Consider the following 26,779-nt stretch of genomic DNA (forward strand, 5'->3'; position numbering starts at 1 on the left):
TCGCGCCGGCAGGGAGGGGGAACCCGGCGCGCTGACGTATGGGTGTTGGGCCTGTGAGAGGCCTTGGCCTTAGTTGACCGCCTTGGCCTCGATCCGCTTGGAATCCTTGCCGTTTGCGATCTCGATCTTGCGCGGCTTCATCGCTTCGGGGATTTCGCGCTCCAGATCGATATGCAGCAGGCCGTTCTTGAGTTCGGCGGCCTTCACTTCCACATAGTCGGCAAGCTGGAAGCGGCGCTCGAAGGCGCGCGATGCGATGCCGCGATGCAGGAATTCCCGCTTTTCGTCAGCCTTGTCTTCCGGCTTGGCGCCTGCGACGGTCAGGACGTTGGAACGGGCTTCGATGGTCAGGTCGTCTTCGGCGAAACCGGCGACGGCCATGGTGATGCGATAGGCGTTCTCACCGGTCCGCTCGATATTGTAGGGCGGATAGGTCTGGCCGTTGCTCTCCGGCTGGGCAAGCGTGTCCAGCATGGAAAACAGGCGGTCGAAACCGACGGTGGAACGGAACAGGGGCGAATAGTCGACGTGACGCATAATGGTCCTCCATTGGATGAGCGACTGTGTTTGCGTTTGACGTTGGCGACCACCCTCACGAGGCGCGGTCCTTGACGTCAGCGAACCCGTTACCGGCGTCCGCTCCCGATATCTGGTGATTGCCCGAAATCGGTTCAAGGGGGCGAATTTCGACGAACCTCGCTTCATGAACGGCAGATGAACAGTGCCTTCCGGACACGTTCAGGTCGGTTACGCCATTTTGTCTCCAACGTCGAACGGGTCGCCCACTGCGAGCCGGATACGAAGACAGGAGATCGAACATGAAATCGCTTTCGACCATCGCCCTCGCCGCGCTTCTTTCCACCGGAACGATCGTTGGCGCGCACGCCATGCCGGCCATGCAGGCACCGGCCGCTGCGACCGCGACTGCTGCAGATGTCGAACTTGTTGGCCATCATCGCTACAGCCATCGCATTTTGCCCAAGCACGTCGTCCAGCGCTCGCTGCAGCGCCGCGGCTATCGCCACATCCGCAACATGCGCCTTGTGCGCGGCGACTACTTCCTGACCGCGCGCGGCCATCGCGGCGAGGTTCGCCTGAGGGTTGACGGACGCACCGGCCGGATCCTCTCGCGCCAGGCATTGCACCACAGGCCGCACCGTCCCGGCATCCGGCTTCATGGCGGCAATGGCAACTTCTCCTACTCCTTCGGCATTCACTGAGGAGAGACAAGAGTTCGGCCGGGCCGCATCGTCCCTTCCGGTTCGGCCGTCCATGCCGGGAGCGCCTTCGTGGCGCTCCCGGTTTTTCTTTGACCTTTCGCGAACCGCCTCCTATCAATGCCGCCGACCCTTTTGGCGGGCCGGGGCCCGCAAGCGATCCCGTAGGCGATGACGGAACTCCGGCTTTTCGAACACAACCCCAATCCCCCTGTCTATTCCGACGGCTTCGTGGAGACGCCGGACGGGTTTTCGATCCGCTACGCCGCCTTCAGGACCGACCGGAATCCCGTGAAGGGATCGGTTTTCCTGCTGCAGGGCCGCAACGAGACGATCGAGAAATACTTCGAGACGATCGGCGACTTCATCAGCGCCGGGTTCGACGTCGCCACCTTCGACTGGCGCGGACAGGGCCGATCCAGCCGCTTCTTCGAAACGAGCGACGCCGGCTATGTCGACAGTTTCGAGCAATATGCGGTCGATGCCGAAACGGTGTTCCGGCATGTCGTCCTTCCGGACTGCAGACCGCCCTATTTCATCCTCGCCCACTCCACCGGCGGCCTTGTTGCCCTGCTCCTCGCCCCGCGCATGGTCAACCGGATCCACCGCATGGTGCTGCTCGCGCCCTTCCTGGGAATGCCCGTCTCGGAACGCCAGGAATGGCTGATGCGCACGGCCACGAAGTCGATGAGCTTCCTCGGCCTGGGCAATCTCGGCGTCTCGAACCGGGCAAACCGGCGGGTCAACAAGCCGTTTCAGGTCAACAACCCGGTGACGAGCGACGCCCATCGCTACGCGCGCAACATTTCCCTGCCGATCCGTTTTCCGGAATTGAAGCTCGGCGGCCCATCGGCCGCCTGGGTCTCCGCCGTGTTCGACGCCATCGACAAGGTCAACGACCCCGCCCACCTCGCCAAGACCATCATCCCGACGCTGGTCTTCATGGCAGGCGAAGAGCGCGTGGTCTCAAACGAAGCGATCCGACAATTGGTGGCCAACCTGCGCTCGGCGTCCCTGTTGACCATCGACGGGGCGTCCCACGAGATCCTGCAGGAAGCCGATCCGTTCCGCGAGCAGTTCTTCGCCGCCTTCAACACCTTCGTGCCCGGCTCGGGACCGGAGCATATCGACAAGCTCAGCGATTGAGGATGTCGAGCGCTGCGGCATGCAGCGCGGGCGTCGCAGCAGCGATCACGTCACCACCATCGACGGCATTTCCCCCCTCCCAGGTGGTGACCACCCCACCCGCAAGTTCGATCAGGGGGATCAGCGCGGCAATGTCGTAGGTCTGCAGCCCGGCCTCGATGACGATGTCGGCGAAGCCCGCCGCGAGCATGGCGAACGCGTAGCAATCGCATCCATAGCGGGGTAGCCGCACCCTGGACTCCAGTCGATCATAGGCCGTGCGCTTGGCATCCTTGAAAAGCGCAGGCGTGGTGGTGAACAGCGTCGCCTCCTCCACCGCGTGATGCTTGCGGGTGGCAAGCTCCACCGGCGCCTTACCGTCTCGCAACAACATGCTGGCTTCGCCATCAGCGACGAAGAGCTCGCCGGTGTAGGGCTGCGACATGAAGCCGGCCTTCGACACACCGTCGACCCTCAGCCCAACCAGTGTTCCCCAAACCGGCAATCCCGAGATGAAGGCGCGCGTTCCGTCGATGGGGTCGATGATCCAGACATGCGACGCCGTCGCGCGCACCGTGCCGTATTCCTCGCCGATGATCCCGTGATCGGGATAGACTTCCTCGATCACGGCGCGAATCGCCGCCTCCGCCTGCTTGTCGGCCGCAGTTACGGGATCGAAGCCGTCCTGATCCTTGTTGTCGATCAGCGAGACGCTGCGAAACAAGGGCAGCGTCTCGGCGGCTGCCGCAGCGGCAAGTCGTTGCAGGAACGCAACATCGGGGAGATTTTGATCTGTCATGCGTGCTTTCTGGGGAATCTGGGCAAAAGACTCAAGTGGCCCTCTAAAAAATGCGGCAGCGCACATTGACAATTGTGCATCGCAACATACTCTGAATCTCGGCAGTCCGCTGCCACGCCCTCCTTGGGCGTTTCCTCCCCAGACTTTGGCCGCGTCGTCTCCGATGCGGCCACTTTTTTGAGAAGTCGGCCCGCTCTGCCTATTCGGCCGCGATGGAATAGTCGTGGAAGCGGCTGTCCGGCAGCGCCATCAACCGATCGATGAAGCTGGCGAGGTCTTCCTTCAGGAGGGCGAAGGACGGCTTCTTGGTGATGGTCTGCTCGTCCATGTAGAGACCGCGATTGACTTCGATCTGAAGCGCATGCAGCCCCTTGAGCGGCCGGCCGTAATGCTCGGTGATGAAGCCGCCTGCATAGGGCTTGTTGGCAGTCACCAGATAGCCCATGCCGGAGAGGATCTCGGCCGCCGCCTCGCTCAGCCCCCGGCTCGCGCTGGCGCCGAACCGGTCGCCGATGATGAAGTCGGGCCGGATGCCTTCCGTTCCGTAGCGCACCGATGCCGGCATGGAATGACAATCGATCAGCACGGCATAACCGAAACGGCGATGGGTCTTTGCCAGCAGGTCGCGCAGCGCCTGGTGATACGGCTTGTAGATATTGGCGATTCGGTCCTTCGCCTCCGCCACAGGAATTCGGGAGCGATAGATCTCGATCCCCTCCGAAACGACCCGAGGCACCGTGCCCAGCCCGCCGGCGACCCGGATGGAGCGGGAGTTGGCGAAGGGCGGCAGCCGGTCGCCAAACATGCGCGGATCGAGCTCGTAGGGCTCGCGGTTGACGTCAAGGTAGGCGCGCGGGAAATGCGCCAGCAGCATCGGCGCGCCCTGCGGCACCGCGCCCGAGAACAACTCGTCGACGAAAAAATCCTCCGACCGGCGGATCGAAACCGCGTCGAGGCGGCTCATTTGCAGGAAACGGGACGGGTAGAAACGGCCGCTATGCGGCGAGTTGAACACGAAGGGCACCCTTTGATCGGCCGGCTGCCGCACCTCGAAGGCCGGATGCTCCGAGAAATCGGGATCGCTGTACATGATGGGCGTCGGTCCGGGTCGGTGATTCCTGTGTTCGCCCTGCGATTGTTGACAGGTGACCTGCCCCCTGTCCAGCCTCGCGCAAGGCGCTGCGTGCCAAAAACGCTTGCCAAGCGCCCCGGTTTGAGCGTGAAATAAACCCGATATTTACCCTGTCCGGTAATGAGTGGGGCAACATTTCCAGCCTTGCCGCCGGGCGGCGCAGCGAACGGGACAATCATGAACCGCATCCTTCTTGCCGAAGACGACAACGACATGCGCAGCTTTCTGGTGAAGGCGCTGGAGAGGGCCGGATACCAGGTCATCGACTTCGACAATGGCGCAAGCGCCTATGAACGGCTGCGCGAGGAGCCCTTCTCGCTTCTCCTGACCGACATCGTCATGCCGGAGATGGACGGCATCGAACTGGCCCGCCGTGCCACAGAACTCGATCCGGACCTCAAGGTGATGTTCATCACCGGCTTCGCCGCCGTCGCACTGAACCCGGATTCCAACGCACCGAAGGACGCCAAGGTCCTGTCGAAGCCGTTCCATCTGCGCGAATTGGTCTCCGAAGTCGACAAGCTCATCAAGGCCGCCTGACCGCCTCGGCACGACCGCCACAAATCTGACACGGAACCTATTGACCGGCCCCGTCTCTTGTGGTGTATGCGCGGCTCTGGACGGGCGGTTAGCTCAGCGGGAGAGCACTACGTTGACATCGTAGGGGTCACTGGTTCAATCCCAGTACCGCCCACCATCCAAAACCTAAGTTATTACTGACACTTAGGTTGACAATTTTCCGACGAACGAACCTTAAGCATTTCTACTGGCCATACTCTGGTCACAGCAGAGGCTTCGCGATGGCTGCAATCCGCAAGCATCGGGAAAAATGTCAGGCCGAAATCTGCGGACACCGTGTCCCATCAATCTCCCGCTTGTGCCGTCAGCTGAAAGACACCAAAGAATGGGCGAGGCGGATGGAGGCGCAGGCGGACAGGCAAGAAACTATACCCGGCAAGAAGGCTCTGGAAACAATCTTAGTCGGTGATTTGGTGCAGCGCGCCCACAAACTGCCGTTTGTATGACGACTTGAGGTCTCTCAAATGTATCCCGGTCAAGTACGACAACGACTTTCGCAGAGCAAAAGCCTTTCATCGCCGTGTGCCAAAGCGCTGCATCGACGCCGCGGAACATGCTGCAATCGAATGGGTCGATCAGTCTAACAACCGCTGCCTATTAATACCCATCGCATACGTCCCGCCAGTAGATGTCACAACTGACTTCTACGCTGTTCTGGATATGTCATTAGAGGCCGCGTAGCTCATGCCAACCAGCCTTTGGCAAGCCCGGCGCGGTTCAGATCGGTCACGACGAAACCGCAGACGATATTACATGCTCTGATTCACTTCTCTCGAATGCAACTCCTTTGCCGTCGAAGAGATGGGCGACTGTCTGCGAGAAAGTCAGATGGACCTCGTCGCCGGCACGCAATCCGGACCGCTCGCGGGCCTTGATGACGAATTCGGTTCCCGTCGGAGACACCGCCTCCACAAGCGTTTCGTCACCCAGTTCCTCGACAAGGGTTATTGTCGCGTTTCCTGCTTCTTTCCCCGCGGGGTCGAGAACCAGATCTTCCGGACGAATCCCGAGCGTCACGCTTTCTCCCGCTCTCGCGTCGCGGCCGTCTGCAACCGGGATGTGGCTCTCGCCGAATTCGTCGCTTGCCACGCGCAAGCCCGTCGTGTCGGCGGAGACGACTCGACATTCGATGAAGTTCATCTTCGGCGACCCGAGGAAGCCGGCCACGAACAGATTGCGCGGTGCATGGTAGAGCTCCAGCGGCGTTCCGACCTGCTGCACTTCGCCGGCATTCAGGACGACAATGCGGTCGGCCAGCGTCATCGCTTCCACCTGATCATGGGTGACGTAGATCATCGTCGCTTCGAGCCGGGCATGCAGCCGGGCGATCTCGCGGCGCATGCTGACGCGCAAGGCCGCATCAAGGTTCGATAGCGGTTCGTCGAACAGGAACACTTTTGGATTGCGAACGATCGCGCGACCGATCGCGACGCGCTGCCGCTGCCCCCCAGACAGTTGCCCCGGCTTGCGCTCCAACAAATGCTCCATCTGGAGTATCTTTGCGGCGTCCCTGATACGCCGGTCGATCTCGTCCTTGGGTCGCCGCGACAGTTTGAGGGCGAACGCCATGTTCTGGTAGACGGTCTTATGCGGATAGAGCGCATAGGTCTGGAAGACCATCGCAATGCCGCGCTCCTTGGGAGACTCGTCGTTGCAGATCTCGCCGCCGATGCGCACATTGCCGTCGCTGACGTCGTCGAGACCGGCGATCATCCGCAACAGTGTCGATTTTCCGCAGCCCGAAGGCCCAACGAAAACGATGAACTCGCCGTCGGCAACCTTGAGATCGACGTTGCGAATGATCTCGACGGCGCCGATGGATTTCGAGATGTTTTCCAATTGCAGCGTGGCCATGAAGTTCGTCTTTCCGGACGGACCTACACGGTCCGCGTCACTTTCCTGAGATGGCGCGGATTGTCGGGATCGTTTCCGAGCTTGCGCGACAGACGCTCGATGAAAACATAGAAGGAAACCGCCTGACAGATCGGCGTCAACGCCGGATGCGGAGCAGCGGGGCTTTCGAGATGGCCCGGAATTTCCCCATCGAAATCGTCGACGAGCCAAACATCCGCCCCGGCTTCCCGCATCCTTTGAGCGGTTTCCAGGACCCCTCCGCGGCTTTCGTCCGACGGCACGAAGAAGAGTCCTTTCAATCCCGCATCGGCGAGCGCGAACGGGCCATGGAGGACTTCCGCGGAACTGTAGGCCTCCGCATGGAGCCGGCAGGTTTCCTTGAACTTGAGCGCCGCTTCCGCCGCGACCGCCAGGCCCATGCCGCGGCCCACGCAGAAGATCGGCCCGGGCGCCCGGAAGGCCTCGTCGGCAGCCGTCCAATCGGCTGAGATTGCGCGGTCAAGTGCGTCCGGCAAGGCGTGGAGTCCCTCTTCAAGGTCGCTGTCTCCGGTCCATTCCGCGACGATACAGGCCATCGCGATCAACGATGCCACATAGCTCTTCGTCGCAGCCACAGAGACCTCCGGCCCCGCAAGCAGCGGCGCTGGCAGATCGACCAATTCCTCGAGCGGAGATCCGCCGGCATTGACCAGCGCGGCCGTCGTCGCCCCGCCCTGCGCACCAGCGGTGACAAGCGACAGAAGATCGGGGCTCGCGCCGGACTGCGAGATCGCAATCAGCGCTGCGCCGTCCAGACGCAACCGCGTCCCATAGACCGAAGCGACGGACGGACCAAGCGACGCGACGGGCCGCCCCACATGCGTCTCCACCACATATTTCAGGTAGGAGGCCGCATGGTCCGAAGAACCGCGTGCAGCCGTTACGAGCACGGGCGGATCGAGGCGTCGAAAACGCGCCCCGATCTCGCGATAGGCATCCAGCCCGTCCGTCAGCTGTCTGCGCGAGACCTCGGGAATCTCCCGTGTCTCGCGCGCCATCATCGTCTCAACCATTCGCGTCTCCGAACCATGTCGCGCGCGAGCCGCTGGATCAGGCATCCCCTTTCATTCGCGACTTGAAGAAGTCGAGATGCTTCTCCTGGGCGTCGATCATGCGGGCGCGATACTCGCCATAGATCTGGTCGGTATCGTGCAACGTCACACCCTCGATCGTGGGCGACGCGAATGTCGGCAGTTCGATACCCTTCTCGGCGAGTTTCTGTGCTGTCTGCGCGACGAGCTCGTGCATCATCATCATCGCCAGCACGGTCGACGACCCCGCGACCGGGCGCGACCAGCCGTCCACGGGCACGATGGCGTCCTCGATCGGTGCGCAGGTGTCGATCACGACATCCGCGGCGTCGGCCAGGCGCTTGCCGGAGGAATGAGTCGCCGGTTTGTCCAGATTCGCCTTCGCGTTGATCGCGATGACGGTCATGCCGCGCTTCTTCGCGTAGAGCGCCGTATCGATACCGGACGCATTGCGGCCGCTATGGCCGAAGATCACGATGCTGTCGCCGGGATTGAGCGGCTGGTGATCGAGAAACTTGTCGGCGTAATTTTCGGTGCGCTCCAGCCAGAGCAGCTCTCGCACGCCACCGGCGCCCAGCACGTTATGCCACATCAGGCGCGGATCGGTGAGCGGGTTGAAACCGACATAACTGCCGTAGCGCGGAAAGGTTTCTTGCGCCGGCAGAACGGAATGGCCCGAACCGTAGAGGTGGATCAACCCCTTGCCCGCGAGGGTCTCGGCGAGAGCGGTCGCGGCAGCCTCGAACGCCTGCGCGTTATCCTTGGCTGCGCGCTCCGCCAGTTCGAGCAAACGGCTGATATAGAGCGTGGTCATTATATTCGATGCCTTTCTATAGCGATTTCAAATGTGAAGTTTGGAACGGATCTCGTAGCGGTCTCCCCGCATGGTCGAGACCGCAAATTCGAATGGGCCCTTGCTGTCGGAGGTGATCCTGCGAACGATGAAGGCAGGGCTGCCGGCGTCGACATCGAGTAGCGACGCATCCTGCTCCGAGACGGTGCCTACGCGATAAATTTCGCGGGCCAGTTTCGGCTCGATCGCGAACCGGTCGCGCAGGACGTCGTAGAGCGAGAGGATGGGTTCTGCGATTTCCAGCAGCCCGGTAACGCGGCCGGACGGCAGGTAAGCAGTCTGGATGCCGATGGGTTGATCGTTGCCCGCCCTCAACCGGCGGAGCTTGACGACGGGCGAGCCTTCCGGGATTTCAAGCGCGCCCGCGACTTCCGTATCGGCAGGCAATTCGATCATCTCCAGAATCGTGGAACCGACCACCAGTCCCCGGTCAGCCATCTCCTGCGTGAAGCTCGTCAGACCGCGAACACCGGCGATAACCGTCGAGCTTCGCACGAAAGTCCCGCGTCCGTGTTCACGTCGCAGCAGGCCCGATTCCTCCAAGTTGCCGAGCGCATGCCGGATCGTGATGCGGCTGACACCCAGCATCTCGCTGAGTTTTCCCTCGTTGGGGAGTTGCGTACCGTCCTGCCACGTCCCGTCGGCGATAAGTGACCGCAGAGCCGATTCGGCCTGGTGCCAGAGCGGTTCCGGCCGCTTGCGGTCCGGCCGAGCGATATTGCCGATTTTCATGAGCCCTCCCTCCCCGTCCAAAGTGCGTGCACTCCTGCGGCAAGCCCGGCTCCAAAGAGGCTTGCACGCGGTCCAAAACGTCCCGTCACGATTTCGATTGCTCGCAGATGCGGCGGAAGCTGACGCCTCAGTGCAGGCAGGATCATCGGCGAAAGCACACCGATGCCCTCGGCTACGCCACCCGAAACGATTACCGCCTCGCTGCCGAGGAGAGCGACCGCTCCGGCAAGCGTCGCCGCTAGGGCATTTGCCGGGCCTGCAAGAACCGCTTTGGCATCCGCATGGCCTTCTGTTGCCGCGGCAATGAGATCGGCTCCCTTGTTCAACTCCGTGCGGCGGGCAAGGGCATCGAGCGCTCGTCCCGAGGCCTGCCGTTCAAGCCAGCCATGCTTGTCGTCACCGCCGTCACTCATGTCGGCACTCGCCCATCCAAAGGATGTCGCAGCGCCGTTCGCGCCACGAACGATGCGCCCGTCGGCAAGAACAGCCGAACCAATCCCTGTACCGATGGCCAGGAGAATTGCATTGGAAACGGTTTGTGCCGCGCCATGGGCTGCCTCGGCCAGCAGCGCCAGCTGGGCATCGTTTCCAAGCGCCAGCCGGACATCCGGGAAGGTCGAGGCCAGATCGACCCCGTCGAGATACGGAAGATTAGGTACCCAGGCGCAGCGCGAACCGGTCGCAAGACCGGGCACCGCGACCCCGAGGCGCGAAACACCGTGTGCGGAGATGAGATCATCGATCCTGTCACGAAACGCGCCAAGGCTTTCTGGTGCGGGCCAGTGGCCGACAGGTTGCGGCTCCGCCACGGAACCTTCGGCTATCACGCCCGCTCGAAGGTTTGTCCCACCGAGATCGATGCACAGGGTCGCGCTCATCCCTTGACCCCCGTGCTGACGATGCTGTCGACGAAGAAGCGCTGCAGGAACACGAAGAGCAACAATGGCGGCAAAACGGCCAGCGTCGCACCCGCCATCACGAGACCGGTGTTCATCGCGCCCCTGTTGTAGCTCAGGAGGCGACCGAGGCTAAGCACGATCGGATAGTCATCCGTGTTGCCCTGCAGCACGGTGAGCGGCCAGAGATAAGTATTCCAGTGGTAGACGAACGCGAACAGCGCGAGGGCAGCAATGGCCGGGATTACTGCCGGCGCGACCACCGAGAAGACGATACGTAATTCCGACGCACCGTCGACGCGAGCCGCATCGATGAGATCGTCCGGAACGCCGGCAATGAATTGCCGCATGAGGAAAATGCCGAATGCGTTCGCCAGATAGGGAACGATGACACCGAACAGGTGACCGTCCAGACCCATGTAGGTGACCATTCGGAACAACGGTATCAGCACGACGATCGGAGGCAGAAACATCGTCGATATCAGCACGGCAAACAGGATATCCCGGCCGCGGAAACGGTACTTCGCAAAGGCATAACCCGCCATGAGACTGGTCACCAGAATACCGGCCGTCGTTACCGTGGCGATCACCGCGGAATTCCAGAATGATCGTGCAGCATCGATGACGTCGGCAACTTCACGATAGGCCGTCAGCGAGGGCGTGGACGGGATCCAGACGGGTGGCGTCTGCATGCTTTCGGCCGGTGTCTTCAGGCTCGACAGCAACATCCAGACCAGCGGAAATGCGGCGATCACCGAAATCGCGACGATCGCAAAGAAGAGCAGGGAATTGCCAGTATGACGGCGAATCCTGCGCAGGCTGCGCCTTCCCGGCGACATCGCCGTCATGTCCTCTCCTCCTTCTGACGCGCGAGCGAGAATATCAGGACGATCACGACGATTAGAGAGAGCATCAGCATCACCGCCATCGCGGAACCCAGCCCGCCCTGCGCGCGCTCGATGCCAACGCGTCGGATATGGAAGGTCAGCACATTCGTCGAATTTGCGGGGCCGCCCTGGGTGATCAGCGCAACTGGCTCGAAGACCTGGACCGCGTTGATCACGGCAATCACCGCCGAGAACAGCAAGGTCCGCCGCAACAGCGGCAGGGTCACTCCGAAGAATTCCTGAACCGGGTTCGCCCCATCGATCCTGGCCGCCTCATGAAGCGACGACGGTATCTGGGTGAGACCCGCGATGGCGAGAATTGTGAAGTAGCCGACCTGCTGCCAAACATTAAGAATGACGATGGAATAGAGAGCGGTGTCGGGCGATGACAGCCATGCCTGAGGTCCGATCCCGATCCAGGAAAGGATCTGGTTCAACGGCCCCTCGCTCGGCGAATAGAGCTTCGACCAGACCAGCGCAACGGCGATCATAGGCACCATGTAGGTGGAGAACAGTATCGTGCGCAGGAATTGCCCGCCCGCGACTCGGCTCTGATAGACAAGCAGCCCGAAAATCACGGAAAGCGGCAGGATCGCGATGACCGAGAGAGCCGTATAGATGGCCGTGTTCAGGAAAGCCCGCTTGAAATCCCGTCCCACCGATATCGGACCGAGAATGTCTTCATAGTTGCGGAGGCCAACAAAACGCGCGGCCTCGAATCCGGTCTGTGTCGACCATTGGTGAAACGACAACCAGATCGTCAGCACCATCGGCACGAAAATGAAGACACCGATCAGCGCCACCGCTGGTGACACCATGATCCAGGCCGACCGTTTCTCAGCGCGCATCGATATCCAGACCCAAATGACGCGGGCGCGCCGAAACGCGCCCGCCAATGAAGTTGCCGCCGCGACCTAGCGCTGCGCGCGTTCGAGAATGGAATCCGCGTCGGCCTGAGCGTTCTGTTGAGCCTCCTGCGCAGAAATCTGTCCATACTCCAGCTGTTCGATCACCTGCTGGAGCGCGTCGGAGAACTCCTGACCGCCGAGGACGACCGGGAAGGCACGCGCGTTTTCGAGCGACGAGACATAACCCTCGAGGAACGGGCGGCCCAGCGCTTCCTCGAACGCCGCGACATCCGAAGTGCGCGATGGCAGGATACCCATCGACTGCAGGATCCCAGCCATCGCCGAAGCGCCGTTCTCGCCGGAAGCTGGTCCGTCCAGCCACGCCAGGAAATCCCAGGCGGCGGCCTGTTCCGTATCCTCGGCGCCGGCGTTGACCACGGTCATCCAGGAATAGGAAATCGACCGCGACGTATCGCCGCTCGGTCCGACCGGAATCGGCGCGGTTCCGATATTGGCGACATCCTCGCCCATGCCGGCCTTCAGCGCGCTTTCCCACCAGTTCGCCATGATGATCATGCCGGTATTGCCGGACACGAAATTGTCCAGGAACGGCCCTGTCGTGTTGGCATCCGACGTTCCCATCGCGGGATCGGTGTAACCTTCCTTGATCATGGTCTCGTAGAGCTCGAACGTCTCGAGCGCCTGCTGGCTGTCGAGCTGCGGCTTGCCGTCAGCGATCAGCGCTCCACCGTTGGAGGCAAGAAGAGACGCGAAGGGGTGAACGACGCCCGCCGCCCAGGAATTGATCAGGCCGAAGCCCTGCTTGCCGTCCGCGCTCAGCTTCGCGGCCGCATCCTGGAGTTCGGCCCAGGTTGTCGGGGGCGCGGAAATACCCGCTTCCTCGAACATCGCCTTGTTGTAGTTCAGGGCGTAGACGTTGATTTCATTGGGGATGCCGTAAATTTGACCATTGACGGCCGCCGCGGAGGCAATGCCCTCGGGCCATTCGGACGTCACCTCGTCTGAAACGGATTGCGGTGCGGGCGCGACAAGTCCGTCACGAACGAGTTCGGGAAGCCAAAGGTCGTAGATGCTCGCGATGGTCGGGCCATCGCCCGAACCGCCGGAGCGAATCGTCGTCAGCAGATCTCCGAAAGGAACCGCGCGGACGGAAATCGTGACGCCGGGATTCTGCTCGCTATAGGCGCTTGCAGCCTCTTCGAGGAGCTTGACGGTATCCGGAGCCCAGTGCGTCAAATAGGTAAGTTCGACGTCCTGCGCGGAGGCCGCGAAGGGCGTCAATACAGTGGCGGCGAATGCTGCGATGCGGATCTTGGTCATTGCGTTCATGCCGGTTCTCCCTCGGAATGCGGACGTGGATAGGTGGTGACAATCATTCCTAAAATAGGTTATAACCACATAACGATTTGTCTGTAAATCACTTCGGAGAAAAATCGCCATGACAGTCATCGAGGGGCGCGTGCTTACCCCGGACGGCCTCCGCAACGCCCGGGTGTCGATCGAGCACGGACGGATCGCCCGGATCGAGAAGCGTGGTGTGGTGGGAAACGACCTGATCCTGCCCGGCTTCATCGACCTGCATTGCCATGGCGGTGGAGGAGCTGACATCATGGAGGCCGGCGACGCCCCAAGCCGCGTCGCGAGCGCGCACGCGGCAAACGGCACGACGGCATTTCTCGCCACAACGATGACCGCGCCGCTCATCGACATTGAGGCAGCACTCGTTTCCGTCCGCGACTGCGCGAGCGCCTTGCGAAACGACGAGGCCGCCATTCTCGGAGTCCATCTCGAAGGCCCCTTCATCGATCGCGAGAAGCTCGGCGCGCAGCCGGACTTCGCGATCGATGGCGACACGGCGCTGATGCAGCGCTTGATGGCGCTCGCCGAAATCCGAGTTGTGACCTGCGCGCCGGAGGCGGATCCGGACGGCGCGATGACACGCTGGCTGCGCGACCGTGGCGTCCGCGTGCAGATCGGGCATTCGTCCTGCGATTACGAAACCGCCGCGAAGTGTTTCCTGGGCGGTCGCCACGGCGTAACCCATATGTTCAACGCGATGTCGCCGCTACACCATCGCGCACCGGGCATCGTCGGCGCCGCTCTCGCCCACGCGGAACATGCCGAACTCATTCCCGATCTCCTGCACGTCCATCCGGGCGCCATCAGGGCAGCTCTCCGGGCCATCCCGAACCTCTATGCCGTCACCGACGCGACCCCGGCATCGGGTATGCCCGATGGCGATTACCGTTTGGGTACGCAGCATGTGCGCAAATGCGGAAATGGCGTTCGGCTCGAGGACGGAACGCTCGCCGGCTCCAGCCTCACGATGCACCAGGCATTCCGCAATCTCGTGGAAATCGGGCTCTCGCCGGAAGAGGCGTCGCGAAGGACATCAACCATTGCGGCGGACTATTTGGGCATTCGCGACCGCGGCCGCATCGCGCCAGGTGCGATCGCGGACCTCGTGATTGTCGACGAATCTCTCGAGATGAAGTCAGTTGTCTTGCGGGGAACTGAGTTCAGCGGATCGTGAACGAACTTAGACGTTGTGAACAATCGGCTCACACATCGACTTGGCATCGAACGCTGATCCGGTATCACAACAAGCGACATACGTCGTTCCAGGTAGGGTCACCGACCCTGTTGAGCCTCATACTGGTGCCGAATCTGCCCGGCACGGCCTTTTGCGAAGTGCTCTTTTCCCGGAGTTCCAACGCGTTCCGGTAGGTCCGGAATGTTGATATCGTCGGGGTCACTGGTTCGATCCCAGTGCCGCCCACCATCATCCCGAAAAGCACCTTGAGACAAAGCAGCCTCACTGGCTTCGAGAATCGGCCCGTCACGAGCCGATCCCCCGCTACCGATCAAAGATAGTCGATGTGAATGAACAGGTCGCCTCCGGCGATCGGATCCAGCGGGCCGAGGCCGCCCAGATCGCCGCCGAAGTCGCCCGGGATGGTGACTGAGATCCAGAAATCCTCCGCCTTGTCGCCCTTCTCGTCGATCAGGTCAGACAGGAGGATGTCGTTCCAGCCGTCGTCCCCGCCCTCGCCCGAGGGGTAGGACACGAAGTCGAACTTGGTGTCCGACAGCATCGCGATCAGCGCGGCACCATCCTGGATGTCCAGGCCATTGTCGTCGCCATCCTTCAGAATCAATCGTTCGCGCAGGCTCGCGAGGAACTCCTCCATCTCTTCCGATGTCATGTCGGCCTTGTAGACCGGCCCGTCGGGGTCACTCGTCGAGGTCTTGGGAATTCCGGTCGTGTGTTGACCGCCCAGAAGACTGTCCTCGGTGTTTCCGCCGCCGCCCTCGCCGGATTCATTGGAGGTGCCGCCACCGCCCAGGCCGGTCGTGTGTTGGCCGCCCAGCAGGCTGTCGGCGGTGCTTCCGCCATCCGAGCCGCCCTCGCCGTCATTGGCGGTGTCGCCCTTGCCGAGACCGTTGGTGTGCTGGCCACCCAGGAGGCCGTCGTCAGTGGAGGAACCGTCCTCGTTGGCGAGATAGGATCCGCCGCGCGGCCCGATGTCCAGAAGATCGAGCAACAGATCGTCGCCCGCCGCATCCGTGACATTGATGAAATCGGTCAGGATCCCGAAATCCATCGCCTCGACGACGCTTCCGAGCTTGGTGATCAGATCGACCGCGGTCTGAAAATTCCCCGCATCGAAAGCGTCGGAGATCGAACCGAGCACCTTGATGAAATCGGAGAACGCGTCCCCGGACGCAGACCCCTTGCCATCCAGGCTGAATGACTTTTGCCATTCGCCCGAGGCAACAAGCTTGGAATCGAGGAAGTCGGATATGTCGGCGATCAACTGAGAATAGATGATCGGATTTGTTTTCAAAGCTGCCATCTCTAGTCCCCTTCAACAGAATTTGACGGCAAGCCTGACTCCAATCGAAGCAGAAGAATGTGCTTTCCGGCACACCTGAAGCGGAAGGGGCAATATCCGCCCGGCAATACTGCCGAATTGAGCTCTTCGACGGAGACCATGTCGATGCAGCAACTCGGTCGAACCGGATCGTCAGGCGGTCTTCGCCTGGAAACGCGCCTGCGTCAGGTCGACGAAACGCTGCACCGTCCGTTGCCCGTCCTTTTCCTGCTGGCGCAGATACCCCTCGACGAGATGCCGGGTTGCGCGCGCATGCGTCAGATCGTCGAGCCCGTAGGCAATGCCGTAGCGGCCCGGCGGGTGATTGCGCACCCATTCCTCGCGGCAAGAATAGCGCGACGGGACGACGACGCTCAGGCACCCGCACAAAGCGGCGTATTGGGAGTAGAAGCTCGCCTCGTCATAGGAATAGAAGATGGTGCTGCGATTGAAGATCTCGGCGATCTCGCCATGCGACATGCCATCGATTTGAACGGCATTCGCGGTCTCAGGGATCCGCGGCGTGTTCGCGCCCTTGCGCACGAGATAGCACGCCCCGGCACGGTCGCTGCGCCCTTCGTCGCGATAGGCCGGATTGACCGTCCAGACGAAGAGATCCGTCGCGCCGCCCGTGATCTCCGGAATGTCGCAGATTTCCCCGACCCGGAAGAACATCTCGTCCTTCGTGAAGGCATAAGGGTCTCTCAGGCCCGGCCTGTAGAGGAGCCAGCGGACCACGTTGGTGGCCTTGAGCGGATTGCCTAATGTCACTTCCGGATAGACGACGATGCTGGAAGAGCGCAGGTCGCGCGCCGTCGCCAACGGCGTGTTGAGGTCGGTGCTGACCGCGAACGGTTCCCAGACAGCTCTCGGCGTCCGTCCACGCAGAACGCGCAACCCGTGCCTGAAGGACGTCCAGTCGAGGCTCCGCCCCGGCGGGCGATGCCATGGCCAGAGATAGGCTTCCTCGCCAAGCGAATTCAGGGCGTGAACCAGCTGGTGCAGGAATATCGACCCGCCGCCATCCGGGTCGTATGAGCTCGCATAGACGATATAGTTCGGGCGGTCAGGCCGCGCCCGTCCCCTCATCCCTCGACCGAGACTGGGAATCACTCGCCCGCCTCGGACGCCAGGTAGCGTGCCTCCAGGTCGAGGAGATCGCGCCTGCGGTCCTTCAGCTTGCGGGCGGGAACTCCCGCATAGATCGACCACGGTTCGGTCGTCTCGCGGACGAGGGCGGCCGCGCCCACCGAGGTGCCTGCCGATAACGTGACGCCCGGCATGACGATCGCCCCTGCGCCGACAATGCTGTGACGGCACAAGCGCACCGGCTGCTTCACTTCGGTCTTGTAGCGCGCCGGCACGGTCGGGTTGGTCATGGTCGCGCCGCTGTAATCGTCGGATTGGGTGAAGACCTGCGTGTGATAGGAAAGTGTCACGAAATCCTCCATCACGATGCCGGGCATGCCGCCCGCGACCAGCGCGAACGGGCCCACATAGACATTGCGCCCCAGTTCGACGCGGCCGGAAATCACGCAGAAATCGTCGATGCGGCTGTTGTCGCCGACATGCATCTGTTCAGCGCCATAGATCGAGGCCTTGTCGCTGATCTTCACGTCGCGGCCAAGCGACGCGAAGCCGAGCGCCTCCAATGCGTCACGCGACAGATACGGCATGGCTCCTCCTCCGCGCTCACCCAACGCAAGACCTAGTCGGCTTTGACGCCACGGGAAAGCCGCTTCAGCGATGAACCGGAAGAAGGCTCAGGCCGCGCGCCGGTCGCGCAGGCTTGCTCGCGCCGCCTCGATCACCACCTCGATATCCGCATCCAGTGCAGCGAACATTGGCAGGCGAACGAGGCGCTCGGCGGTGTCATTCGTCACGGGAAGATCGCCAGTGGATCGGCCGAAGCGACGACCGGCAGGTGACGAGTGCAACGGAACATAGTGGAAGGGCGTCACGATGCCGGCCTCGCGCATATGCGCGATGAAAGCGTCCTGGTCGGCGCGATCGCGCATCAAAAGATAAAACATGTGGCCGTTGCCGGCGCAATCGTCCGACGCATGCGGAAGGCCGACACGCCCCGCCGCCTCCAGATCGCGAAACGCTTCGGCATAGCGCTCGAACAGCGCCAGGCGCTTCTGTCTGATCGATCCGGCATGCCTGAGCTGAGCATAGAGAAACGCAGCCATCAGCTCGCCCGGCAGGAAGGATGAGCCGACATCGACCCATCGATAGGCATCCACCTCGCCGCGCGTGAAGGAGGTGCGGTTCGTCCCCTTCTCGCGGATGATTTCCGCTCGTGCGACGAGGTCGGCCCTGCGCAGCGCGAGCGCGCCGCCCTCGCCGCTCGTGACATTCTTCGTCTCGTGGAAACTGAACGTCGCGAGATCGCCGAGCGAGCCGACCGGACGCCCCTTGTAGCTGGAGCCATAGGCATGCGCGGCGTCTTCGACCAGGAACAGGTCATGCGCGGCGGCGATCTCGGCCAGCCGGTCCATGTCCGCGGGAAAGCCCGCGTAATGCACCACGAAGATCGCACGCGTTCTCGGCGTGACGGCTGCCGCAACCTTGCCCGGGTCGATGTTGAGCGTGACAGGATCGATATCGACGAAAACGGGGGTCGCCCCGCGCAGGACGACCGCGTTCGCCATGGAGACGAAGGTGAAGGACGGCATGATCACCTCGTCCCCCGGCCCAATGTCACAGAGAAGCGCGGCCATCTCCAATGCAGCCGTGCAGGAATGGGTCAGCAGCGCGGCGCTTGCACCGGTCTCCTTGACGATCAGTTCGTTGCAAAGACGCGTGAAGGCGCCGTCGCCGGAAAGTTGCCCTTCCCGGATGGCGGCCTGGATGAAACCGAACTCCTCCCCAACGACATATGGCCGGTTAAAGGGGATCCTCACCTCCGCCACTGCGTTCCTTTCATCTCCCATGCCGGGGCTGCTCGCAGGACAAGCCGGTGAAAGCACCGTGCGAGGTGGCCTCGACCTGCCTCACCTGACAAGTCCGGCATGCGCCGCAGCGAGACCTTCCAGCGCCGACCGCACCGCATCCGTCGGCTCGCAGGCGCGCCGTGTTTCCAGGCTGACATGGATCAGCAGCTGTTCGCCGGTCGCGTGCAACGTGCCGTCTTCGCCAAGCAGGCTGTGGCGCAGGCGCAGCTTCTTTCCGGCGCCCTCCGTAACGACCGTCTCGACGTGGATCGGCGCACCGGCGTGAAGCTCGGCCAGATATTTGATCCCCGTCTCGACGGTGAAGAAGCTGTTGCCGGCGGCGACATAGTCCTCGCCGGCGCCGATGACCGCCAGCACGGCATCCGCGGCGTCGGAAAACGCCTGCCCGTAGCGGCTCTCGTTCATGTGGCCGTTATAGTCCGTCCAGTCGACCGGCACGATCCGCGAAATGGTCTGAAGCGCCTGTCCGGCGACGGCTTCGGAAGGCGGTGCGATGGTCTTCTCGTGGGCGTTGAGAAGCACGCCCACCGCCGCGTTGCGCCCTTTCAGCGCCCGCATCTTGGCCACGAGATTGTCGTCGCGCAAACGCTCCAGTTCCCGGATCGTCATGTGACCGGATTGCGCGTCCGACTGGGCGGCGATGCGTTCGACCAGTTCGTCGGTCAAATCCGGCACGTCCATCAGCTTGGTCCAGGGCCATTGCAGCGCCGGGCCGAACTGCGCGAGAAAATGCCGCATCCCTGCCTCTCCGCCGGCGATCCGGTAGGTCTCGAACAGTCCCATCTGCGCCCAGCGCAGGCCGAAACCGTAGCGGATCGCGTCATCGATCTCGCCTGTGGTGGCAATCCCGTCCTTGACCAGCCAGAGCGCCTCGCGCCACACCGCTTCCAGCAGCCTGTCGGCGATATGGGCGTCGATCTCCTTGCCGATCGTCAGCGGGAACATTCCGATCGACCGCAATATGTCGGCCGCCCGCGTCACCGTATCCGGCGCATTGACGGCGGACGGCACCAGTTCGACCAGCGGCAGCAGGTAGACAGGGTTGAACGGATGGGCGACGAGCACCGCGCCCGGCCGTTCCAGTCCCTCCTGCAATTGCGATGGCCGGAAGCCGGAGGTCGACGATCCGATGATCGCGTCGGCAGGCGCATGACGCTCGACATCGGCGAGAATCGCATGCTTCAGATCGAGCCGCTCGGGCGCGCTCTCCTGGATCCAGGTTGCGCCTGCGACCGCCTCGGCAAGCGTGTCGCAAAAGACGAGCCGTCCCTCAGCCGGCAGCCGCACCTCGTAGAGCATCGGCAGCGCCCTGCGGGCATTTGCCAGCACCGCGCCGATCTTGCGCTCGGCCTCGGGGTCAGGGTCGTAGACCGCGACGTCCCAGCCATTGAGCAGGAACCGCGCCAGCCAGCCCCCGCCGATCACGCCGCCGCCAAGGATGGCGGCCTTCTGCGAGGTCGTCATTTCGGCGCCCTCTTGGTCAGTCCGAGCCGTTCGCGCACGGCGTCCGGCCCGATCACCCGCGCACCCATGCGTTCGACAATACCGACCGCGCGCTCGACCAATTGCGCGTTGGTCGCCAAAACGCCCTTGTCGAGAAACAGATTGTCCTCAAGCCCCACGCGCACATTCCCGCCGGCCAGCACCGCTGCGGCCGCATAGGCCATCTGGTCGCGTCCGAGCGAAAAACCCGACCAATGCCAGTCGGACGGGATGTTGTTGACCATCGCCATGAAGGTGTTGAGATCGTTCGGCGCGCCCCAGGGAATGCCCATGCACAATTGCACCAGCGCCGGCCCCTCCAGCACGCCTTCCTCGACAAGCTGGCGCGCAAACCACAGATGGCCGGTGTCGAACGCCTCGATTTCCGGCCGCACGCCGAGTTCGGTCATCATCGCGCCCATGGCGCGCAGCATGCCGGGCGTGTTGGTCATCACGTAGTCGGCCTCGGCGAAATTCATCGTGCCGCAATCGAGCGTGCAGATTTCCGGCAGGCACTCCGCCACATGCGCCACGCGTTCAGCCGCGCCGACCATGTCGGTACCCGCAATTCTCAATGGCAGCGGCGCTTCGGTCGAACCGAAGACGATGTCGCCGCCCATGCCCGCCGTCAGGTTCAAGACGACATCGGTCTCCGCGTCGCGAATGCGCTCCGTGAGCTCGCGATAGAGCGCCAGGTCGCGTGACGGTGCGCCGGATTCGGGGTCGCGAACGTGGCAATGCACGATCGCAGCGCCCGCCTTCGCCGCCTCGATGGCGCTGTCGGCGATCTCCTTCGGCGAGCGGGGCACGTGCGGACTCCGATCCTGTGTGCCGCCCGAGCCCGTCACGGCGCAGGTGATGAAGACCTCTCGGTTCATGGAAAGCGGCATGCCGACCCCCTCTGCAAATGCCTGTTGACGGTGAAGGCTAGGCGAAACGGCCTCCCGTCCGCCACCGCTTCCACGCCATTCCACCGACCGTTTGCGCCACGCCTGGACAAAGCGGCGCGGCCTCGTCACATTTTCGATCCGCCGCCGCTATCATGATGTAAGAGGAAAGGCGACAACGAACCGAATGCGAAGTGGAGACAGGCATGTTGATGGCAATTCTCATCATGGTGATCGTCGGCGGAATCGCGGGCTGGCTTGCCGGCCTGATCGTTCGCGGCGGCGGCTTCGGCCTTGGCGGCAACATCGTCGTCGGCATTCTCGGCGCGGTGATCGCCGGTTTCCTGCTGCCGCGCGCCGGCTTCATGATCGGCGGCGGACTCATCGGCTCGATCGTGTCGGCCACGATCGGCGCGGTCATCCTGCTCGTCATCGTCAAGGTTCTCAAGCGCGCCTGACCCGCATGCGTCCGGCGCATCGCAGGCCTTGATCACGCCACGGCCGATGCGTAAGGCAGGCATGACCTCCCTGAATCCGGACTGTGCGAAAAGACATGCGAACAATCACCGTCGACGACATCCCCGGCGCGGTCGGCACCGAGATCGGCCGCTCCGAGTGGCGCCCCGTGACCCAGGAGATGATCGACCGCTTCGCCGATGCGACCGACGATCATCAATGGATCCACGTCGATCCCGAGCGCGCCGCCAGGGAAACGCCTTTCGGCGGCTCAATCGCCCATGGCTTCCTGACGCTGTCGCTTCTGTCGACGCTCGCCTATGAGGCCCTGCCCACGCTGGAAGGCGCGACGATGGGCATCAATTACGGCTTCGACAAGATCCGCTTCCAGGCCCCGGTCAAGACCGGATCACGCGTCCGCGCCGTCTTCATGCTTGCGAACGCCGACATCCGCCCCTCGGGCCGCGTGCTCAACACTTACGAGGTGACGCTGGAAATCGAGAACAGCCTCAAGCCGGCGCTCACCGCCACATGGATCACCATGTCCGTGGTGGCGCGCGATTAGGGTTATCCCCGGCCCGCCGAATAGCGGCGGTAGGCCTCGGCGATCCCGATCACGGCGCCGAGCGGCATCTGGCCGAAGATGAATCCGCGTCCGGGCCGCCTCGACGTCAAGGTCGCTTCGGTTTGGTCGCCATACCGGGCGATCTGCCCGTAGACCTCGTGGGTGTCCCCGTCATCGATCGGAGAGGCAAAGTCGTATCGCCCGAGATGCTCGGTCCGGGTGAGTGCGTCGAAGAAGCGCCCGAACCCAGTCCGGTCGTCGCGCAGCAATCCGTTCTGCGGCCCGTTCGCAAAAGCCTCGAGATCCGCGATCACGGCGCCCAGCGCCGCCGGATCGTCCGTCGCATAAGGCCACTTGATCACGCGCGTCTTTGTGAAGCCGCGCCCGCGGCTGTGACGAACCGTGATCCGCACGAAATGCGCGTCGCGCCATGTTTCCAGCCCGGCAAGCACCGCGCAATCCGTGTAGCCGACCTTGCCTTCATGGACGACGCCGAAATCGGCGACAGGCCGGATGCCGGCGCCTTTCTCCAGCCTGGCCGCAACGTGTTCCAGCATGACGCCTCCCGGTCTCTCCGCCCCGCCTCATGCAAACATGCAAGGCTTAAGGCCGGGTTGACCGGTCGGAAACGCTCACTGACCCCGCGTTGCGTCCTTCAGGAAGTCGAACGCGTAGTCGGAGAAGCTGCGCCAGCATTCCACGCGAAACGCGTCGTCCGCCATGCGCCACAGCACGATCTCGATCTTGCCGAGCACGGTGCGCGAGCAGGCGCTAACCGGAAACGTCTCCAGCGACAGGTCGCGCGGACAGCCGGCATTGAGGACATCGGCCGCCGCCGGCCCCGTCACGAGAATGGCCGTGTTGCGGTGAGACACGTCGACCGCGGCAAAGAGCACGCCGGCGCCCTCGAGATCCGCCATCGGGTAGCGTTCGCCTTCCTCGATCACCAGCCACTCGTCCGGGCCGAGCCACAGCACCGCCCGCGCGCCGGCCTGAGCCGAAGCGCCGGGTCGCGTCGGAAGCTCGACGCCGAGGCTGTTCGACACCGCCGCGACACTCTCCGCCGGCACGCGCAGCGAAACCCGTCGCGCAGCACCCGCCGGTCGCACGCTCACGGATGCGCCGCCCGCGAACCGGCCGTCCAGCGGCAATTCACGCGTCACCTGACCCTCAGCCATGGAGCCTGCCTCCTTCCTTGTCGAAGAACACCGTGTCGCACACCTCGACCTCGATCACCCGGTCCGGCATCGGCACATGCAGCGTCTCGCCCATGCGCTTGAAGCCGTCGTCGATCAGCGCCAGGGCGATCGGCTGGCCGCAGTTTTCCGACCAGTAGGACGACGACACCCAGCCGATGATCTTCATCGGAACCGGCTGATGCGGATTGGCGACGATCTGGGCGCCTTCCTCCAGAACGGTCTTGCCGTCCTTCACCTTCAGCCCGACGAGCTGGCGGCGGCCGTCCGCCGCCAGATCGGGTCGCTTCAGGCCGCGAATGCCGACGAAATCCGTCTTCTTCTTGCCAACCGCCCAGGAAAGCCCGGCGTCATGCGGGGTCACCGTGCCGTCCGTGTCCTGGCCGACGATGATGTAGCCCTTTTCGGCACGCAGAACGTGCATCGTCTCCGTGCCGTAGAGGCACATGCCCATCGGCGCTCCGCGCTCGTGGATCGCGTCCCACACCATGCGGCCATGGTCGGCCGGCACGTTGATCTCGTAGCCCGCCTCGCCCGTAAACGACATTCGGAAGACCCGGGCCGGCACCCCACAGACCGTGCCCTCGGCATAGGACATGTGCGGAAAGGCCTCGTTGGACAGGTCGATGCCGGAGACGAAAGGCTCCACGATCTCGCGCGCCTTCGGTCCTTGCACCGCGATCACCGCCCATTGTTCCGAAGTGGACGTCAGCCACACTTTCAGATGCGGGAACTCGGTCTGGAGATAGTCCTCCATGTGGTGCAGCACGCGCGGCGCGCCGCCCGTCGTGGTCGTCACGTGGAACCGGTCCTCGGCGACACGCGCCACGACGCCGTCGTCATAGATGAAGCCGTCCTCGCGGCACATGATGCCGTAGCGCAGCTTGCCGACGCCGAGCTTCATGAACGGGTTGGTGTAGAGGAGATCGAGGAACTGCGCCGCATCCGGACCGACCACCTCGATCTTGCCAAGCGTCGAGGCGTCGAACATGCCGGCAACCTCGCGCACAGTCTTGCACTCGCGATTGACGGCGGCATGCATGTCCTCGCCCGAGCGCGGATAATACCAGGCGCGCTTCCACTGCCCGACATCCTCGAAGACTGCGCCGGCGGCCTCTTCGGAGGCGTGCATCGGCGTCCGGCGAACCGGATCGAACAGCTTTCCCCGCGCATGATTGACAATCGCGCCGAAGGTGGTCGGCGTGTAGGGCGGACGGAAGGTCGTCAGCCCCACCTGCGGGATCGGACGGCCCAGCGCCTCGGCAGCGATCGCCAGACCGTGCAGGTTCGACAACTTGCCCTGGTCGGTCGCCATGCCGTTGGTGGTGAAGCGTTTGACATGCTCGATGGAGTGCATACCTTCCTGAACCGCGAGGCGGATGTCCTTCGCCGTCACATCGTTCTGGTAATCGACGAAAGCCTTGATGACCTTGCCTGGCGTCGAACCCGGCGCGGCGCCGGACATGCCGCCGGACCATTTGCCTTCGCCGTCGACCCGGATTGTGACGCCCGATGTCGTCGCGCCCGGACGCGCCTGTTTCGCCATCGTTTCGCCGACGGCCAGCGCTTCGGCGACGCTCGCCTCCAGACCGTCCGTTCCGTTGCAGGCACCGACGGAGACGCAATCCTGCGCATAGGTTCCTGGCAGGAACCGCTCGCTCGCCTCATCCCAGGCCACCTTGCCGCGCGACTGGGAGAACATGTGCACCGACGGCGTCCAGCCGGCGCTCATGAGCAACGCGTCGATCGGAATGATCTCGGCTTTCGCCGTGCCCTTTGCGGGCTCCACCGTCATCGATGCAACCCGCAACTTGCCGCCCGCGCCCGTCACGGCGTGGCCCGTCAGCACGCGGATCCCGAGCGCCCTGGCCTCTTCCGCCACGCCGCTGTCCGGCGCGTCGCGCAGATCGACGATGGCGGGAATGTCGACGCCGGCCTTCTTCAGGTCGATCGCCGCGGCATAGGCGCTGTCATTGGCGGTATAGACGCCGACGCTGCGCCCCACGGCGACGCCGTAATGGTTCAGATACATGCGCGCGGCCGAGGCCAGCATGATGCCCGGGCGGTCGTTGTTGGCGAACACCATGTGCCGCTCGATCGCGCCCGCGGCGATGATCACGCGCCGGGCGCGCAACTGCCACAGCCGTTCGCGCGGCAGGTCCGGATCGGGCGCGGCCACATGGTCGCTCACCCGCTCCACCAGCCCGACGAAATTCTGCGCGTAATAGCCGAAGGCCGTCGTGCGCGTCAGCAGCCGCACATTGTCCATCGCGGCGAGGCGGCCAGCCGCCTGCTCGGCCCAGTCGAAGCCGCCGAGCCCGTCCAGCCGGGCCTCGGTTTCGAAGCGCAGCGCGCCGCCGACCTGCGCATTCTCGTCGCACAGGATCACCTGCGCCCCGGTCTCGGCGGCGGCAAGCGCCGCGGCGAGCCCGGCGGCGCCGCCGCCGATCACCAGAACGTCGCAATGCACGTAGCGCGAGGCATAGTGGTCCGGATCGATCTCCGTCGGCGCGACGCCAAGCCCTGCCGCGTTGCGGATGAAGGGTTCGTAGAAATGCTTCCAGGCGACCTTCGGCCACATGAAGGTCTTGTAGTAGAAACCGGCCGAAAACAGCGGCGAGGCGATGTCGTTGACCGCGCCGATGTCGAAGCCGAGCGACGGCCAGCGGTTCTGGCTGACCGCGTCCAGCCCGTCATGGATTTCCTGCACGGTGGCGCGGATGTTCGGCGCACGGCGCGCCGCGTCGCGGCGCACGCCGACCAGCGCGCTGGGCTCTTCCGCCCCGGCCGACAGCACCCCGCGCGGGCGGTGATATTTGAACGACCGGCCGACCAGGTGGACGTTGTTGGCGATCAGCGCGGACGCCAGCGTGTCTCCGGCAAGCCCCGTGAAGCTCTTGTCGTCGAAGGTGAAACGAACGGTGTTGGCGGGCGTCAGCCGGCCCTTGCCGGCGATGCGGTTGATACCGGCGGCGGTCATGGCGCGCTCTGTCCTTCCTGCGGCTCCTCAAGCACCGGCTTCGGCTCGCCGGCCTTGTAGGTCATGACGAATTTGTCGGTCACCGTGTGGCGCACCGCGTTGAAGAAGCGCCCGCAGCCGTGCATGTGCCGCCAGCGCTCGAACGCCATGCCCTTCGGGTTGTCGCGATAGAAGAAATACTGCGCGAACTCCTCGTCGGAGATGTCCGCGATATTCTCGGGTCGCGCGATGTGCGCCTCGCCGGCATGGCGGAATTCGAGCTCGGGGCGCTCTTCTTCGCAATAGGGGCAACGGATCAGAAGCATGGAGCCATCCTCACTTGAACTTGAAGCAGGGGCGTGTGTTGGCCGCGCGGTTGAGGGAGCACG

28 protein-coding genes and 1 tRNA gene are annotated in these 26,779 nt (G+C 63.4%); 8 read left to right on the plus strand and 21 right to left on the minus strand.

From position 1 onward, the window contains the following. Positions 1-69: 69 nt before the first annotated feature. Complete coding sequence (locus MRY80_RS06635) at positions 70-537, minus strand: Hsp20 family protein (RefSeq protein WP_293289251.1); 468 nt, start codon at positions 535-537, stop codon at positions 70-72. A 281-nt stretch (positions 538-818) separates the two neighbouring features. On the opposite strand from MRY80_RS06635, the gene MRY80_RS06640 reads away from it, so the two are divergent. Further along, complete coding sequence (locus MRY80_RS06640; protein WP_293289252.1) at positions 819-1,220, plus strand: hypothetical protein; 402 nt, start codon at positions 819-821, stop codon at positions 1,218-1,220. Positions 1,221-1,388: 168 nt separating this feature from the next. Further along, entirely contained in the window at positions 1,389-2,363 is a 975-nt protein-coding gene (locus MRY80_RS06645) for an alpha/beta hydrolase (protein WP_293289253.1), read from the plus strand. Here MRY80_RS06645 and hisN read toward each other — a convergent pair. Beyond that, on the minus strand, positions 2,353-3,141 hold the full coding sequence (hisN, locus tag MRY80_RS06650; protein ID WP_293289255.1) for a histidinol-phosphatase: 789 nt from the start codon (positions 3,139-3,141) through the stop codon (positions 2,353-2,355). The two genes, MRY80_RS06645 and hisN, sit on opposite strands and share 11 nt — an antisense overlap. 199 nt (positions 3,142-3,340) lie before the next feature. After that, a complete protein-coding gene (locus tag MRY80_RS06655; protein WP_293289257.1) occupies positions 3,341-4,231 on the minus strand; it encodes an N-formylglutamate amidohydrolase in 891 nt (296 codons plus the stop codon). 219 nt (positions 4,232-4,450) lie between these two features. On the opposite strand from MRY80_RS06655, the gene MRY80_RS06660 reads away from it, so the two are divergent. From MRY80_RS06660 to MRY80_RS06670, 3 genes are all read left to right on the plus strand, one after another. Continuing rightward, positions 4,451-4,813, plus strand: coding sequence for a response regulator (locus tag MRY80_RS06660; protein WP_293289259.1), 363 nt, complete (start codon positions 4,451-4,453; stop codon positions 4,811-4,813). Between the two features lie 82 nt (positions 4,814-4,895). Continuing rightward, a tRNA-Val gene (locus MRY80_RS06665) sits at positions 4,896-4,970 on the plus strand. Positions 4,971-5,073: 103 nt separating this feature from the next. Continuing rightward, entirely contained in the window at positions 5,074-5,298 is a 225-nt protein-coding gene (locus MRY80_RS06670) for a hypothetical protein (protein ID WP_293289261.1), read from the plus strand. Positions 5,299-5,578: 280 nt separating this feature from the next. Here the strand turns inward: MRY80_RS06670 and ugpC are convergent, their stop codons facing one another. The 8 genes from ugpC to MRY80_RS06710 form a co-directional block, all read right to left on the minus strand. Further along, positions 5,579-6,706: a sn-glycerol-3-phosphate ABC transporter ATP-binding protein UgpC gene (gene ugpC, locus MRY80_RS06675; protein WP_293289263.1), complete on the minus strand. Its 1,128-nt coding sequence runs from the start codon at positions 6,704-6,706 to the stop codon at positions 5,579-5,581. A 23-nt stretch (positions 6,707-6,729) separates the two neighbouring features. Then, a complete protein-coding gene (locus MRY80_RS06680; RefSeq protein ID WP_293289265.1) occupies positions 6,730-7,758 on the minus strand; it encodes an SIS domain-containing protein in 1,029 nt (342 codons plus the stop codon). A gap of 37 nt (positions 7,759-7,795) precedes the next feature. Next, the gene (locus MRY80_RS06685) at positions 7,796-8,590 is read right to left on the minus strand and encodes a sugar isomerase domain-containing protein (RefSeq protein ID WP_293289267.1); all 795 of its coding nucleotides are present in this window, start codon (positions 8,588-8,590) and stop codon (positions 7,796-7,798) included. Positions 8,591-8,617: 27 nt separating this feature from the next. Next, complete coding sequence (locus MRY80_RS06690) at positions 8,618-9,361, minus strand: GntR family transcriptional regulator (protein ID WP_293289269.1); 744 nt, start codon at positions 9,359-9,361, stop codon at positions 8,618-8,620. After that, positions 9,358-10,239, minus strand: a complete 882-nt coding sequence (locus MRY80_RS06695) for an ROK family protein (protein ID WP_293289271.1) — start codon at positions 10,237-10,239, stop codon at positions 9,358-9,360. Before MRY80_RS06695 ends, MRY80_RS06690 begins: the two co-directional genes overlap by 4 nt. Further along, complete coding sequence (locus MRY80_RS06700) at positions 10,236-11,105, minus strand: carbohydrate ABC transporter permease (protein ID WP_293289273.1); 870 nt, start codon at positions 11,103-11,105, stop codon at positions 10,236-10,238. Before MRY80_RS06700 ends, MRY80_RS06695 begins: the two co-directional genes overlap by 4 nt. Then, complete coding sequence (locus MRY80_RS06705) at positions 11,102-11,992, minus strand: sugar ABC transporter permease (protein ID WP_293289639.1); 891 nt, start codon at positions 11,990-11,992, stop codon at positions 11,102-11,104. Before MRY80_RS06705 ends, MRY80_RS06700 begins: the two co-directional genes overlap by 4 nt. A 66-nt stretch (positions 11,993-12,058) precedes the next feature. Then, positions 12,059-13,342, minus strand: a complete 1,284-nt coding sequence (locus MRY80_RS06710) for a sugar ABC transporter substrate-binding protein (RefSeq protein ID WP_293289275.1) — start codon at positions 13,340-13,342, stop codon at positions 12,059-12,061. Between the two features lie 109 nt (positions 13,343-13,451). On the opposite strand from MRY80_RS06710, the gene nagA reads away from it, so the two are divergent. Then, entirely contained in the window at positions 13,452-14,546 is a 1,095-nt protein-coding gene (gene nagA / locus MRY80_RS06715) for an N-acetylglucosamine-6-phosphate deacetylase (protein WP_293289277.1), read from the plus strand. Between the two features lie 331 nt (positions 14,547-14,877). On the opposite strand, the gene MRY80_RS06720 is transcribed toward nagA, so the two are convergent. From MRY80_RS06720 to MRY80_RS06745, 6 genes are all read right to left on the minus strand, one after another. Beyond that, entirely contained in the window at positions 14,878-15,870 is a 993-nt protein-coding gene (locus tag MRY80_RS06720) for a hypothetical protein (protein WP_293289279.1), read from the minus strand. A gap of 171 nt (positions 15,871-16,041) precedes the next feature. Next, complete coding sequence (locus tag MRY80_RS06725) at positions 16,042-16,977, minus strand: hypothetical protein (RefSeq protein WP_293289281.1); 936 nt, start codon at positions 16,975-16,977, stop codon at positions 16,042-16,044. Positions 16,978-16,997: 20 nt separating this feature from the next. Further along, positions 16,998-17,564: an acyltransferase gene (locus tag MRY80_RS06730; RefSeq protein WP_293289282.1), complete on the minus strand. Its 567-nt coding sequence runs from the start codon at positions 17,562-17,564 to the stop codon at positions 16,998-17,000. Positions 17,565-17,651: 87 nt separating this feature from the next. Then, positions 17,652-18,803 (minus strand): dTDP-4-amino-4,6-dideoxygalactose transaminase, encoded by a 1,152-nt coding sequence (gene rffA / locus MRY80_RS06735; protein WP_293289284.1) that lies wholly within the window; start codon positions 18,801-18,803, stop codon positions 17,652-17,654. A gap of 81 nt (positions 18,804-18,884) precedes the next feature. Further along, positions 18,885-20,309 (minus strand): carnitine 3-dehydrogenase, encoded by a 1,425-nt coding sequence (locus MRY80_RS06740; RefSeq protein ID WP_293289285.1) that lies wholly within the window; start codon positions 20,307-20,309, stop codon positions 18,885-18,887. Further along, positions 20,306-21,217, minus strand: a complete 912-nt coding sequence (locus tag MRY80_RS06745; RefSeq protein WP_293289287.1) for a 3-keto-5-aminohexanoate cleavage protein — start codon at positions 21,215-21,217, stop codon at positions 20,306-20,308. The genes MRY80_RS06740 and MRY80_RS06745 overlap by 4 nt, the downstream gene beginning before the upstream one ends. A 203-nt stretch (positions 21,218-21,420) precedes the next feature. Between MRY80_RS06745 and MRY80_RS06750 the strand changes: the two genes are divergently transcribed. Both MRY80_RS06750 and MRY80_RS06755 read left to right on the plus strand, forming a co-directional pair. Next, positions 21,421-21,672 (plus strand): GlsB/YeaQ/YmgE family stress response membrane protein, encoded by a 252-nt coding sequence (locus MRY80_RS06750; RefSeq protein ID WP_293289289.1) that lies wholly within the window; start codon positions 21,421-21,423, stop codon positions 21,670-21,672. A 95-nt stretch (positions 21,673-21,767) separates the two neighbouring features. Further along, positions 21,768-22,235: a MaoC family dehydratase gene (locus MRY80_RS06755; protein WP_293289291.1), complete on the plus strand. Its 468-nt coding sequence runs from the start codon at positions 21,768-21,770 to the stop codon at positions 22,233-22,235. A gap of 2 nt (positions 22,236-22,237) precedes the next feature. On the opposite strand, the gene MRY80_RS06760 is transcribed toward MRY80_RS06755, so the two are convergent. The 4 genes from MRY80_RS06760 to MRY80_RS06775 all read right to left on the minus strand — a co-directional run bounded on the left by MRY80_RS06760 (position 22,238) and on the right by MRY80_RS06775 (position 26,716). Continuing rightward, the gene (locus MRY80_RS06760; RefSeq protein WP_293289293.1) at positions 22,238-22,792 is read right to left on the minus strand and encodes a hypothetical protein; all 555 of its coding nucleotides are present in this window, start codon (positions 22,790-22,792) and stop codon (positions 22,238-22,240) included. A 75-nt stretch (positions 22,793-22,867) separates the two neighbouring features. Further along, on the minus strand, positions 22,868-23,413 hold the full coding sequence (locus MRY80_RS06765; protein ID WP_293289295.1) for a sarcosine oxidase subunit gamma: 546 nt from the start codon (positions 23,411-23,413) through the stop codon (positions 22,868-22,870). Then, positions 23,406-26,411: a sarcosine oxidase subunit alpha gene (locus tag MRY80_RS06770; RefSeq protein ID WP_293289297.1), complete on the minus strand. Its 3,006-nt coding sequence runs from the start codon at positions 26,409-26,411 to the stop codon at positions 23,406-23,408. Before MRY80_RS06770 ends, MRY80_RS06765 begins: the two co-directional genes overlap by 8 nt. After that, the gene (locus MRY80_RS06775) at positions 26,408-26,716 is read right to left on the minus strand and encodes a sarcosine oxidase subunit delta (RefSeq protein WP_293289299.1); all 309 of its coding nucleotides are present in this window, start codon (positions 26,714-26,716) and stop codon (positions 26,408-26,410) included. Before MRY80_RS06775 ends, MRY80_RS06770 begins: the two co-directional genes overlap by 4 nt. Positions 26,717-26,779 lie beyond the last annotated feature (63 nt).

Source organism: Oricola sp., from assembly GCF_022763245.1.
In the GTDB taxonomy this organism is placed as follows: Bacteria; Pseudomonadota; Alphaproteobacteria; order Rhizobiales; family Rhizobiaceae; genus Oricola.